We start from the raw sequence: 13013 nt of genomic DNA, 5'->3' as shown, positions 1-13013 counted from the left end.
ACACCCATTACGAAAGGCCCACCCCACACCGGGGTGGGCCTTTCGCATACCCAAAAAACACCCCCACCCTCCCCGGGCGGCACCCGGCCCTCGGCCCCCACCCCCGTGGTGGAGCCGCCCCAGCGCTCGATGGGGCCCCGAAATGGTGCACCCGTGAGCGCGGCCAGTGACCCGGGGGCACACCACCATTGAGCTGCCCGCTGGAACAACCGCCCCCTCGTGCAGGACCGGCCGTGTACCGCCGTAGTCCTCCGCCCGCGTTCACGTGGCGACCGCCACGGGCGTCCAGTGAAGCGCACCCGTACGGCGGTCCTGCGGCCGTGGGGTGATGCCCTCGTCGTCCGTTCGCTCGAGCTCTCGCGCAGCTCGCGTGGTGCTCCTGGCCCGCCCGCCCCAGGTGCCTGACACCGAGAGGCAGGCGCGCCGCGCGTCCCGCCCGTCCCGCTGGGGTCATGCGCAGGTCGTGCGCAGGCCGGGTCTCGCGGCGACCCGTGGGGGAGAGGCGGGTGGATCGGCTTGGCGGCCGGGCGCGGTGCGGGCCGGGAGCGGCTCCGTGCGCGTGACGGAGCCGCCACTTGACAGAATGGACTTCCAAAGGTGAGACTTCACAGGACGGAAACCCACTTTCAGTAGGTGGAATGAGTCGAAGGAGGAACGCTCGATGACGAGTGCTGCACTCGAGGCGTTCAACGGTGCGGACCGCGCCGAGGCCCGCGCCGTGGTGATGTCCTGCGCAGCGGTCGAACGCTGGGCGGACGACGTGGTGGCGGGGCGTCCCTATGTGGATCTGGCCGCCGCCCTCGGCGCCGCCCGGACGGTGGCGGAGCCGTGGACCGAATCCGAGATCGACTCCGCGCTCGCGCGACACCCTCGGATCGGGGAGCGGGCGGCCGGCGACGAGGCGGACGCTGCGCACTCCCGTCGGGAGCAGGCGGGCATCGACAACGCGGACGCGTCCGTGGCCCAGCGCCTGTCGGCAGGAAACCGTGCGTACGAGGACCGTTTCGGGCACGTGTTCCTGATCCGTGCCGCGGGGCGGAGCGCCGAGGAGATCCTGGCGGCGCTCGAGGAGCGGCTGGAGAACGACGCCGCGTCCGAGCGCCGGATCGCGGCGCAGCAGCTCCGGGAGATCGCCGTTCTGAGACTCGAGGGAGAGCTCGCATGACGTCCCACATCACCACCCATGTGCTCGACGCCGTGTCGGGACTCCCGGCCGACGGCATCGCGGTCGCCCTGTGGAGGGTCGTCGGCGACCAGGCAGACCGCCTCGCCACGGCGACCACCGACTCGGACGGCCGCGCCCGCGACCTTGGGCCGTCGGCTCTCGACCCGGGCACCTACCGGGTGACCTTCGCGACCGGCGACTACTTCGCGGCGCGCGGCGTCGCGACGTTCTACCCGTCGGTCACCATCGACTTCTTCGTCGAGGCCGGGCGCGACCACTACCACGTGCCGTGCCTGCTCAGCCCGTTCGCGTACTCGACCTATCGCGGGAGCTGACCCCCCGCGTCTTCGGCCACGGCATCGCCGCCCGGGCCAGCGGAATCTCAGACGTACCGAGGCCGTCCTCCGGGACTGCCCCTGGCACGGCGCAACATCTACCAAAGGAGCTAGCAGGATGACCGCCACCGCCACCGACGCACAGACCACCAACGGCACGATCGTGCTGGGGGAGAACCAGTACGGCAAGGCCGAGGTCCGCGTCATGAAGGTCGACCGCGACCAGCCCCGGCATCGCATCACCGAGCTCTCCGTGACGTCCCAGCTGCGGGGCGACTTCGCCGCCGCGCACACGGAGGGCGACCAGGGCAAGGTCGTCGCGACCGACACGCAGAAGAACACGATCTTCGGGCTCGCCAAGGACGGCATCGCCTCGCCCGAGGAGTTCGCGCTCAAGCTCGCCGAGCACTTCACGTCGAGCTTCGACTGGGTCGCCGGCGGCCGCTGGGAGGTCAAGGAGTACACCTGGGAGCACATCCCGTCGTCCCTGACGAAGCACGTGACCGACGGCGAGCACGACCACTCGTTCGTCAAGGGCGGCACCGAGACCCGCAACACCATCGTGCAGCGCGAGGGCGACGAGGTCTTCGTGGTGTCCGGCCTGGAGGACCTCAAGGTGCTCAAGTCGACCGGGTCGGAGTTCCACGGCTTCCCCCGTGACCGCTTCACCACTCTGCAGGAGACGACCGACCGCATCCTCGCGACGTCGGTGACCGCGCGGTGGCGCTACACGAGCCTCGACATCGACTTCAACGCCGTCTACGACGACGTCCGCCGGATCCTGCTCGAGACCTTCGCGGACGTCCACTCGCTCGCCCTGCAGCAGACGCTGTACCAGATGGGCAAGCGGGTGCTCGAGGCGCACCCGGAGATCGGCGAGATCAAGTTCTCGATGCCGAACCTGCACCACTTCCTCGTGGACTTCGAGCCGTTCGGCCTGGAGAACCCCAACGAGGTCTTCTACATCGCCGACCGGCCGTACGGGAAGATCGAGGGGGAGGTGAAGCGCGAGGGCGCCGCGACGGAGCCGCGCGCGTGGGCGACGGTCACGGGATTCTGCTGAGCCCCATGACCCGCCGTCGGTTCGAAGGAGCATCGACATGACGACCACCACGTCCGGGGCGCGACCGGCCGCTGCCGCGGCCGAGCCCGTTGGAGCCGAGCTCGCGCGGCCCGAGGACGAGCGCTACCCGATCGGGAAGACGTTCCTCTACGGCCTGCAGCACATCATGACGATGTACGGCGGCGTCATCGCGCCGCCCATCATCGTCGGCCAGGCCGCGGGCCTGACCGGCGCGGAGATCGGGGTGCTGGTCTCGGCGGCGCTGCTGGTCAGCGGCGTGGCTACCGCGCTGCAGACGCTCGGGCTGCCGTTCTTCGGGTCGCGGCTGCCGCTCGTCCAGGGCATCTCGTTCGCCACGGTCTCCACCATGGTGGCCGTGGCGACCGGGGACGGCGGTCTCCCGGCGGTCTTCGGCGCCATCCTGGTGGCCGGCGTCGTCGGGCTGGCGATCACGCCGTTCTTCGCGCAGGTCGTGCGGTACTTCCCGCCGGTGGTCACCGGCACGATCATCACGGTCATCGGCATCTCTCTGCTGCCCACGGCGGCCGGGTGGATGATGGGCGGCGACCCCGAGGCCGACGACTGGGGCTCGGTGCCCAACGTCCTGCTGGCTCTCGGCACGCTGGTGGTCGTGCTGCTGCTGAGCAGGTTCCTGCAGGGGACCGTCTCGCGGCTGTCGATCCTGTTCGGGCTCGTCATCGGGACGCTCGTCGCGCTGCCCTGGGGCCTGGCGGACTTCTCCGAGGTCTCCCAGGGCCCGATGGTCGCCCTGCCGCAGATCTTCGCGTTCGGGCCGCCCGTCTTCCAGGTCGGCGCCATCATCTCGATGACGATCGTCATCCTCGTGATCATGACCGAGACGACGGCGGACCTCATCGCCATCGGCGAGGTGCTCGACACGAAGGTGGACGAGCGGCGGGTCGGTGACGGGCTCCGCGCCGACATGGCGGCCACCATCCTCGCCCCGTTCGTGAACTCGTTCCCGGCCTCGGCGTTCGCGCAGAACGTCGGGCTGGTGGCGATCACCGGGATCAAGTCGCGCTTCGCGGTCGCCGCGGGCGGGTCGGTCCTCTTCGGCCTCGGGCTGCTGCCGGTGCTCGGGCGCGTGGTCGCGGCGATCCCGGAGCCCGTGCTCGGCGGGGCCGGCATCGTGCTGTTCGGCTCGGTGGCCGTCTCCGGGATCCGCACCCTGTCCCGCGTGGAGTACGAGGGCAACCTCAACCTCACGCTGGTGGCGGTGGCGCTCGGCTTCGGGATCATCCCGATCGCGGTGCCGGACTTCTACGACCGGTTCCCCGTCTGGGTCGGGATGATCTTCCACTCGGGCATCGCGGCGGCAGCCGTGGTGGCGGTGCTGCTCAACCTCGTCTTCAACGAGGTCCGGTGGGGCCGGCGCACGGATCCCTCCGTGTTCACGGCCGGGTCGTCGGCGCGGCTCGTCGTCACCGAGGAGCAGGAGCAGCGGCGGCACGAGTACTTCGCGCGCCTCGACGCCGAACGGCAGGAGGCGCGGCGCGCTCGGCTCAACGCCGACGTGCGGGCCCGGGTGCGGCACGGTCACGGACGGCGCTCGGGATGCCTCTCGGCGATCGACCTCGATGCCGACGGCGTGCCCGACGTCCTGCAGGTCCGCGACGGCTCGCGGGCGGCGGTCGCCGCACGCGGTTCGGACCGGGCGGCCGGCCAGGAAGGTGCGCGCAGCGAGCGGCCGGAGCTGGCCGCCGTCGGCGCGGCCGCGGGGGCCGAGGAATCGTGATGCCCCGGGCGGCGCGCACACGGGCCGGCGGCCGGGACGGCGGGAACGCCGCCTCGGCCCCGGCGCGGGCGTCAGCCCGCGGAGAGCAGCTCGGCCGAGATCGCCTTGGCGGCCTCGTGGAGCAGCGGCAGCGCGGTCTCGCCGAACTCGTAGGTGACGCGGGCCGCCGGCCCGGAGACGGACAGCGCGGTGGGCGTGGGGGCGTCCTTGACCGGGACCGCGAAGCACCGCACGCCGATCTCCTGCTCGCCGTCGTCGACGGCGTACCCCTGCTCGCGGATCGTGGTCATCTCGGTGAGCAGGTCGTCGACGTTCGTGATCGACAGGTCGGTGGCGGGTGGCATGCCCACCCGGCCGACGATCTCGCGGATCGTGCGGTCCGGCAGCTCGGCCAGGACCATCTTCCCGACGCCCGTGCAGTGGCAGTACACGCGGCGTCCGACCTCGGTGAACATCCGCATCGAGTGCGAGGACGACGCCTGGGCGACGTAGACGGCCATGTCGCGGTCGATCATCGCGAGGTTGGCGGTCTCGCCGAGCTCGCGAGCGAGCCGCTCGAGGTGCGGGCGGGCGCTCGCACCCAGCTGGCGGCCGGCACTCTCGCCGAGGCGGATGAGCCGCGGCCCGAGGGTGTAGCGGCGAGACGGCAGCTGACGCGCATAGCCGCGGACCACCAGCGTCCGCATGAGCCGGTGGATCGTCGGGAGCGGGAGCTCTGCGGCCGCGGCCAGCTCGCTCAGCGCGGCGTCGCCGCCGAGGTCCGTCATGATCTCGAGCAGGTCGATCGCCCGGTCCACCGACTGGACGCTCGCGCCGTTCGCCATCGTCATGCCCCCTTCAGCGCGTGCCGGGCGAGGTGCCGGGCGCGAGCGGATACGTGAATCGAACCGTTGACCCGGTTCCCAGAAGCATCCTTCCACATCTCGGAACTCACTGTCAGTAGTAGTACCTCGAAAGGAACCACGGCCATGGCGATGCCCAGCCCCAGCTACACGATCACCCTGCGCGTGGAGGCGCCGGCGACGCAGCGCGCGACGAGCGAGATCGTCCACGAGGTCGCCGCCGCCGGAGCGTCGGTCATGGGCGTCGACATCGCCCAGTCGCACGCCGAGACCATCGTCGTCGACGTCACCTGCGACACCGTCGACGCCGAGCACGGCGAGCGGATCGTCGAGGCGCTCGACGCCCTCGACGGCGTCCGGGTCCTCAAGATGTCGGACTCGACCTTCCTCATGCACCTCGGCGGCAAGATCTCCGTGACCCCCAAGGTCCCGCTCAAGACCCGCCGCGACCTGTCGCGCGCGTACACCCCGGGAGTGGCGCGCGTCTGCCTCGCGATCGCGGACCGCCCCGAGGACGCCCGCCGGCTGACCATCAAGCGCAACACGGTCGCCGTCGTCACCGACGGCACCGCCGTGCTCGGCCTCGGCGACATCGGCCCGGCGGCGGCCATGCCGGTCATGGAGGGCAAGGCCGCGCTCTTCAAGCAGTTCGCCGACGTCGACGCGTGGCCGCTGGCCCTCGACACGACGGACACCGAGGAGATCATCCGGACCGTGAAGGCGATCGCGCCCGGCTTCGGCGGCGTGAACCTCGAGGACATCTCGGCGCCCCGCTGCTTCGAGATCGAGAAGCGGCTGCGCGAGGAGCTCGACATCCCGGTCTTCCACGACGACCAGCACGGCACGGCGATCGTCGTGCTCGCCGCGCTCATCAACGCCCTCAAGGTCACCGGCAAGAAGATCGAGGACGTGCGGATCGCGGTCTCGGGCGTCGGCGCCGCGGGTTCGGCGATCATCCGGCTGCTGCTCGCCCAGGGCGCGAAGGACATCGTCGGCTTCGACCGCCACGGTGCCCTCACCCCCGAGTCGGCGGCCGGCGACGAGAACCGCACCTGGATCGTCGAGAACACCAACCCGTCGGGCTTCACCGGCACCCTCACGGAGGGCCTGGTCGGCGCCGACGTGTTCGTCGGCGTCTCGGCCGCCAACATCCTCACCGGCGCCGACATCGCGCGGATGAACGACGGCGCGATCGTCTTCGCCCTCGCCAACCCCACGCCGGAGGTGGACCCGATCGCCGCGGGGGAGACCGCCGCCGTCGTGGCGACCGGCCGCAGCGACTACCCGAACCAGATCAACAACGTGCTCGCCTTCCCGGGCCTGTTCCGCGGGCTGCTCGACGCCGGCGCGCGGCACATCACGGACGAGATGCTGCGCCTCGCGGCGGTCGCGATCGCGTCGGTGGTGAGCGACGACGAGCTCAACCCCGCCTTCATCATCCCCGGCGTCTTCGACCACCGCGTCGCCGAGGCCGTCGCCGACGCCGTGCGCACCGAGGGGCACAAGGAGGTCCCGGTGGAGGAGGTCCGTGCCGAGGACGCCGAGCACCTGGCTCAGCACCTGGGCCGGGCGCTGCAGACGGGCGCGTCCGCCGGCAGCTCGGCGGGGGCGACGCGATGAAGACGTCCCTCGACGCCGCGACCCTCGACGACGTCGAGCGTCGGCTCGCCGCCCACGACGAGGTCCTCTCCTCGGCCTACCCGGGCGACGACGGCACACGCCAGCCGGTGCACACGGTCTACGTCCCGGCGCACCAGTACGCCGTCGGCCTGGCCGAGGCCTGGGGCGTCCGGGCGCGCGAGTCGCTCTCGGCGCAGGGGACCGACGCCCTGCTGGACGCGGTCGGCGTCCGCGCGGACCTGCGGGACGCCGTCGCCGCGCAGGTGACCGCGAAGCTCGCGGCGGAGCCGATCGAGGACCTGCGCATCGATCTCGAGGACGGGTACGGCGCGCACCCGGACCCGGACGAGGACGCCGTCACCGTCGCGGCGGCCACCGCGTTGCGCACCGAGCTCGACGAGGGCCGGGCGACGCCCTTCGTGGGCATCCGGTTCAAGTGCTTCGAGAAGCCGACCCGGGCCCGCGGCCTGCGGACCCTCGACCTCTTCCTCAGCACGCTCGCGACCTCCGGCGACCTGCCGGACGGGCTCGTCGTCACGCTGCCGAAGGTCACCGCCGTCGAGCAGGTCGAGGCGATGGTCGCGGTGTGCGAGCGGATCGAGCGCGCGACGGGGCTGCGGGCCGGGAGGCTGCGCTTCGAGGTCCAGGTCGAGACGCCGCAGTCGATCCTGGACGCGGCCGGGACGGCGACCGTCGCGCGGATGATCCACGCGGGCGGCGGACGCGTGACGGGCCTGCACTACGGCACGTACGACTACTCGGCGTCGCTCGGGATCGCGGCGGCGTACCAGTCGATGGAGCACCCGGCGGCGGACCTCGCCAAGGAGGTCATGCAGCTCGCGGCCGCGGGCACCGGCGTGCGGCTGTCCGACGGGTCGACGAACGTCCTGCCGGTGGGGGACGCCGCGCAGGTGCGCGCCGCGTGGGCGAACCACGGGCGCCTCGTGCGCCGTTCGCTCGAGCGCGGGTACTACCAGGGCTGGGACCTGCATCCCGCGCAGCTCCCGAGCCGGTTCGCGGCGACCTATGCGTTCTATCGCGACGGCTTCGCGCCGGCCGCCGAGCGGCTGCACGACTACGTGAACCGGGTCGAGGGAGCCGTGCTCGACGAGCCGGCCACCGCCAAGGCGCTCGCCTGGTACCTCAAGCGGGGGCTCGACTGCGGCGCGCTGAGCGCGCAGGAGATCGGGGAGCGCGCCGGCCTGCAGCCGGAGGAGCTCACCGCGATGGTGGCACGCCCGGCGGTCTGACCCCGGACGGGCCGGCAGCGCAAGGCCCGGGAGGAGGACGTCGTCCTCTTCCCGGGCCTTCGTGCTGCCGGGGCCGGCGCGGACCGTCCGAGGCGCGGTCGTGCGGACGCACGCCGGATCTGCCTCGCGAACAGGGGTTGACCGATCGCGACCGCCGGCGTAGCGTTTCCACCACTAGGAACCGAACTTCCACGTTGCGAAAGTGAGCGAGCGATGGCGGACCAGATCCCCTACACCGTGAACTGCTCGATCCTGCTGACGGACCTGCCGCTCCTCGAGCGGCCGGCCGCGGCGAAGGCCGCCGGCTTCGACGGCGTCGAGTTCTGGTGGCCGTTCGCCACCTCGACGCCCGCCGCCGAGGAGATCGACGCGTTCGTCGGTGCGATCGCGGACGCGGGCGTCCAGCTCACCGGGCTGAACTTCAACGCCGGCGACATGCCGGGCGGCGACCGCGGCCTCATCTCCTGGCCGGCCCGCTCGACGGAGCTGCGCGACAACCTCGACGTCGTCGCCCGCATCGGCGAGCGCACCGGCTGCCGCGCGTTCAACGCCCTGTACGGCAACCGCCAGCCCGGCGAGGACGCCGCGGCGCAGGACGCGATGGGCGCCGAGAACCTCGCCCTCGCGGCGCGTGCCGTCGAGCGCATCGGCGGGACCGTGCTGCTCGAGCCGGTGTCGGGCGCCGACGCCTACCCGCTGAAGACGTCGGACGACGTCGTCACCGTTCTCGACCGGGTGCGCGACGAGCACGGCGCCACCAACCTGGGCCTGCTCTTCGACGTGTACCACCTGTCGGTCAACGGCGGGGACGTCGACGTCGACCTCAAGGCGCACGGCGACCGGATCGCCCACGTGCAGGTGGCCGACGCCCCCGGCCGCGGCGCTCCCGGCAGCGGCGACCTGCCGATCCAGCGCTGGATCGGCGACCTGCGCGAGGCCGGGTACGCCGGCCCCGTCGGCCTCGAGTACAAGACGGCCGACGTGCACCCCTTCGCGTGGCTGCCGCGCGAGCAGCGCGCCTCCCGCTGAGCGCAGCGGCCACCCCGACATCCTCGACCTCTCCGGAAGGACCCGACCAATGAGCACCATCGCCTTCATCGGCCTCGGCATCATGGGGAGCCCCATGGCCGTCCACCTGCAGGACGCCGGGCACTCCGTCGTCGGCTACAACCGCTCGGCCGCCAAGGCGCAGCCCCTCGTCGAGGCGGGCGGCACCGCCGCGTCGTCGGTCGCCGAGGCCGTCAAGGCCGCCGACGTGGTCGCGATCATGGTCCCGGACTCGCCGGACGTCGAGGGCGTGCTCGCCGGAGAGGACGGCGTGCTCGCGAACGCGCAGCCGGGCACACTGATCATCGACTTCTCGTCGATCCGCCCCGACGTGACGGTCACGCTCGCCGAGCAGGCACGGGCCGCCGGCTTCCGCTACCTCGACGCCCCGGTCTCCGGCGGCGAGGCGGGCGCGAAGAACGCGGCCCTGTCGATCATGGTCGGCGGCGCGGCCGAGGACTTCGCCGCGGCGTCCGAGGTGTTCGGCGCCGTCGGCAAGACGGTCGTGCACGTCGGCCCGTCAGGCTCCGGCCAGACCGTCAAGGCCGCCAACCAGCTCATCGTCGCCGGCAACATCGCGCTGCTGGCGGAGGCCGTCGTCTTCCTCGAGGCCTACGGCGTCGACACCGAGGCGGCCGTGACCGTGCTCGGCGGCGGGCTCGCCGGCTCCGCGGTGCTGAACCAGAAGGCCGCCAAGATGCTGGGCCGCGAGTTCGCGCCCGGCTTCCGCATCGACCTGCACCACAAGGACCTGGGCATCTTCACGTCGGCCGCCCGCGAGGAGGGCGTCGTCGCCCCCATGGGCGCCGTCGTGGCGCAGCTCATGGCTGCGGCCCGGGCCGAGGGCGACGGCGACCTCGACCACTCCGGGCTCTTCCGCGCCATCGCGCGCCTCTCCGGCCGCAGCTGACGGCCCGGCCCGACCCCCACGTCCAGAAGACTCGAAGGAGAGCATCATGCCCCGCATGCGCGCGGTCGACGCCGCGGTCGCCATCCTGGCGAAGGAGGGTGCCACCGAGGCCTTCGGCCTCCCCGGCGCCGCCATCAACCCGTTCTACGACGCCATGCGTCAGCACGGCGGGATCCACCACGTGCTCGCCCGGCACGTCGAGGGCGCGTCGCACATGGCCGACGGCTACTCGCGCGCCGCGCGCGGCAACATCGGCATCTGCATCGGCACGTCGGGCCCGGCGGGCACCGACATGATCACCGGCCTCTATGCCGCGTGGGCCGACTCGATCCCGATGCTCTGCATCACGGGCCAGGCCCCCGTGGCCAAGCTCGACAAGGAGGACTTCCAGGCGGTGGACATCGCGTCGATCGCGGCGCCGGTCACCAAGCTGGCCAAGACGGTGCTCGAGGCCGCCCAGGTGCCGGGCGTCTTCCAGAGCGCGTTCCAGCTGATGCGGTCGGGCCGCCCCGGCCCGGTGCTCATCGACCTGCCCATCGACGTCCAGATGACGGAGATCGAGTTCGACCCGGAGACCTACCAGCCGCTGCCCGTCGAGCGCCCGGAGGCGACGCGCGAGCAGGTCGCCAAGGCCCTGGACATGCTGCTGGCCGCCGAGCGCCCGCTGATCGTCGCCGGCGGCGGCATCATCAACGCCGGCGCGGAGGCCGAGCTGGTCGAGCTGGCCGAGACCCTCGGCGTCCCGGTGGTGCCGACGCTCATGGGCTGGGGCGCGATCCCGGACGACCACGCGCTGGCCGCCGGCATGGTCGGTATCCAGACGTCGCACCGCTACGGCAACGCGACCTTCCTCGAGTCGGACTTCGTGCTCGGCGTCGGGAACCGGTGGGCCAACCGCCACACCGGCGGCCTGAAGACGTACACCGAGGGCCGCACCTTCGTGCACGTCGACATCGAGCCGACCCAGATCGGGCGCGTGTTCGCCCCCGACTACGGCGTGGTCTCCGACGCGGGGGCGTTCCTGCGCACCGCCCTCGAGGTCGCGGCGGAGCGCAAGGCCGCCGGCCGCGTCCCGGACTACTCCGGCTGGGCGGCCGGCGCCCGGGAGCGCAAGGGCACGCTCCAGCGCAAGACGCACTTCACGCAGGTGCCGATCAAGCCGCAGCGCGTGTACGAGGAGATGAACAAGGCGTTCGGCCGCGACACGGTCTACGTCACGACGATCGGCCTCTCGCAGATCGCCGGCGCCCAGCTGCTGCACACGTACAACCCTCGGCACTGGATCAACGCCGGTCAGGCCGGCCCGCTCGGCTGGACCGGCCCCGCGGCGCTCGGCGTCTCCCGCGCGCTGCCGGAGGGCAACGTCGTCGCGCTCTCGGGCGACTACGACTTCCAGTTCATGCTGGAGGAGCTGGCCGTGGGCGCGCAGCACCACCTGCCCTACGTGCACGTCGTGGTGAACAACGCCTACCTCGGCCTGATCCGGCAGTCGCAGCGCGCGTTCGACATGGACTTCCACGTGTCGCTGGCGTTCGACAACATCAACTCGGCGGAGACGGACGGCTACGGCGTCGACCACGTCAAGGTCGCCGAGGCGCTCGGCTGCAAGGCGATCCGGGTGAAGGACCCGGAGGACCTGGGCGCGGCGTTCGCCAAGGCGCAGGCCATGACGGCCGAGCTGCGGGTGCCCGTGGTGGTCGAGGTCATCCTCGAGCGCGTCACGAACATCGCGATGGGCGCCGAGCTGAACGGCGTCAACGAGTTCGAGGACCTGGCCATATCGGCCGAGGACTCGCCGACGGCGATCGCGCTGCTCGACTGACGGGCACGGCTGCGGGAGAGACCATGACGACGACGGACCGGGGAGAGGGGGCCAAATTGAGCGCGCCTCGGGTGCTGCTGGCGCCGGACAAGTTCAAGGGCTCGCTCTCCGCGGGTCAGGTGGCCGCCCACCTGGCGGCCGGTCTCCGCCGCGCGGCGCCGGGCGTCGTGACCCTCGAGCTGCCCGTCGCCGACGGCGGCGAGGGCACCCTCGAGGCCGCCCTCGCCGCCGGGTACGACCCGGTCGAGCTGGTGGCCACCGGCCCCCTCGGCATCCCGGTCGCCACGCGGTACGCCCGGCGCGGGGCGGCCGCCGTCGTCGAGATGGCGGCAGTGAGCGGCCTCGCGATGGTCGACCCGGACCCGGCCACGGCGCTGGCGTCCACGTCGCGGGGCCTCGGCGAGCTCATCGCCCACGCGCTCGACGCGGGGGCGCGCGAGATCGTCGTCGGCGTCGGCGGCTCCGCCAGCACCGACGGCGGGGCGGGCATGCTGGCGGCGCTCGGCGCCCGGCTGGCCTCGGGGGCGGGCGACCTCGCCGACGGCGGCGGGCACCTGGCCGAGCTGTTCGACGTCGACCTGTCGGGGCTGCACCCCGCGCTCGCGGAGTCCGAGATCGTCCTCGCGAGCGACGTCGACAACCCGCTGCTGGGCCCGTCGGGCGCGGCTGCGGTCTACGGCCCGCAGAAGGGCGCCGACGCGGAGACCGTCGCCGAGCTCGAGCTGGCGCTCGCGACCTGGGTCGACGTGCTGGCGACGGTAGGGGTCGCCGGCGCGCGCGACCACGCGGCCGCGCCGGGGGCCGGCGCCGCCGGCGGCGTGGGCTTCGCCTGCCTGCTCCTCGGGGCGGTGCGCCGCCCCGGCGTCGAGGAGGTCCTCGCCCTGACGGGCTTCGCCGACCGGGTCGCGGACGTCGACCTCGTCGTCACCGGCGAGGGCAGCCTCGACGTCCAGTCCCTGCACGGCAAGACGCCGGTCGGCGTCGCCAGGGCCGCCGCGGCGGCCGGCGTCCCCACCGTCGCGGTGTGCGGCCGCCGCAGCCTCACCCCCGAACGCGCCGCGGCGGCGGGTTTCCTGGCGGTGCATGCGCTGACCGACGTCGAGGCCGACGTCGCGCGCTGCATCGCGGACGCCGGCCCGCTGCTCGAGACCCTCGCCGCACGCGTCGCCGACCACCTGCCGGGGCGCCGGGCGGCCGTGGCGG

At 72.7% G+C, this 13013-nt stretch carries 11 protein-coding genes; 10 read left to right on the top strand and 1 reads right to left on the bottom strand.

What is annotated here, in order from left to right:
- The first annotated feature begins 661 nt into the window (after positions 1 to 661).
- The 4 genes from uraD (at position 662) to ABD254_RS20750 (ending at position 4319) form a co-directional block, all read left to right on the top strand.
- The gene (gene uraD, locus ABD254_RS20765; protein ID WP_344250805.1) at positions 662 to 1165 is read left to right on the top strand and encodes a 2-oxo-4-hydroxy-4-carboxy-5-ureidoimidazoline decarboxylase; all 504 of its coding nucleotides are present in this window, start codon (positions 662 to 664) and stop codon (positions 1163 to 1165) included.
- Positions 1162 to 1500 (top strand): hydroxyisourate hydrolase, encoded by a 339-nt coding sequence (uraH, locus tag ABD254_RS20760; RefSeq protein ID WP_344250804.1) that lies wholly within the window; start codon positions 1162 to 1164, stop codon positions 1498 to 1500. The genes uraD and uraH overlap by 4 nt, the downstream gene beginning before the upstream one ends.
- 118 nt (positions 1501 to 1618) lie before the next feature.
- A complete protein-coding gene (gene pucL / locus ABD254_RS20755) occupies positions 1619 to 2563 on the top strand; it encodes a factor-independent urate hydroxylase (protein ID WP_344250803.1) in 945 nt (314 codons plus the stop codon).
- 37 nt (positions 2564 to 2600) lie between these two features.
- Positions 2601 to 4319: a nucleobase:cation symporter-2 family protein gene (locus ABD254_RS20750; RefSeq protein ID WP_344250802.1), complete on the top strand. Its 1719-nt coding sequence runs from the start codon at positions 2601 to 2603 to the stop codon at positions 4317 to 4319.
- Between the two features lie 71 nt (positions 4320 to 4390).
- Here the strand turns inward: ABD254_RS20750 and ABD254_RS20745 are convergent, their stop codons facing one another.
- On the bottom strand, positions 4391 to 5143 hold the full coding sequence (locus ABD254_RS20745; protein WP_344250810.1) for an IclR family transcriptional regulator: 753 nt from the start codon (positions 5141 to 5143) through the stop codon (positions 4391 to 4393).
- Between the two features lie 144 nt (positions 5144 to 5287).
- Here ABD254_RS20745 and ABD254_RS20740 point away from each other — a divergent pair, with 144 nt between their 5' ends.
- The 6 genes from ABD254_RS20740 to ABD254_RS20715 all read left to right on the top strand — a co-directional run.
- Positions 5288 to 6781 carry an NAD-dependent malic enzyme gene (locus tag ABD254_RS20740; protein WP_344250801.1) on the top strand — a complete coding sequence of 498 codons (1494 nt, stop codon included), beginning with the start codon at positions 5288 to 5290 and terminating at the stop codon, positions 6779 to 6781.
- Positions 6778 to 8031, top strand: coding sequence for a DUF6986 family protein (locus ABD254_RS20735; protein WP_344250800.1), 1254 nt, complete (start codon positions 6778 to 6780; stop codon positions 8029 to 8031). Before ABD254_RS20740 ends, ABD254_RS20735 begins: the two co-directional genes overlap by 4 nt.
- A 225-nt stretch (positions 8032 to 8256) precedes the next feature.
- On the top strand, positions 8257 to 9060 hold the full coding sequence (locus ABD254_RS20730; protein WP_344250809.1) for a hydroxypyruvate isomerase family protein: 804 nt from the start codon (positions 8257 to 8259) through the stop codon (positions 9058 to 9060).
- Between the two features lie 49 nt (positions 9061 to 9109).
- Entirely contained in the window at positions 9110 to 9988 is an 879-nt protein-coding gene (locus ABD254_RS20725; protein WP_344250798.1) for a 2-hydroxy-3-oxopropionate reductase, read from the top strand.
- A gap of 46 nt (positions 9989 to 10034) precedes the next feature.
- On the top strand, positions 10035 to 11810 hold the full coding sequence (gcl, locus tag ABD254_RS20720) for a glyoxylate carboligase (protein ID WP_344250797.1): 1776 nt from the start codon (positions 10035 to 10037) through the stop codon (positions 11808 to 11810).
- Between the two features lie 23 nt (positions 11811 to 11833).
- Positions 11834 to 13013 (top strand): glycerate kinase (locus ABD254_RS20715; RefSeq protein WP_344250796.1); only part of this gene is annotated, 1180 nt, incomplete at its 3' end.

This window comes from Isoptericola hypogeus (genome assembly GCF_039531145.1).
GTDB classification, from domain to species: Bacteria; Actinomycetota; Actinomycetes; order Actinomycetales; family Cellulomonadaceae; genus Isoptericola; species Isoptericola hypogeus.
The sequence above is the reverse complement of the archived record's forward strand: the minus strand, read 5'-3'. Positions and strand labels throughout refer to the sequence as shown.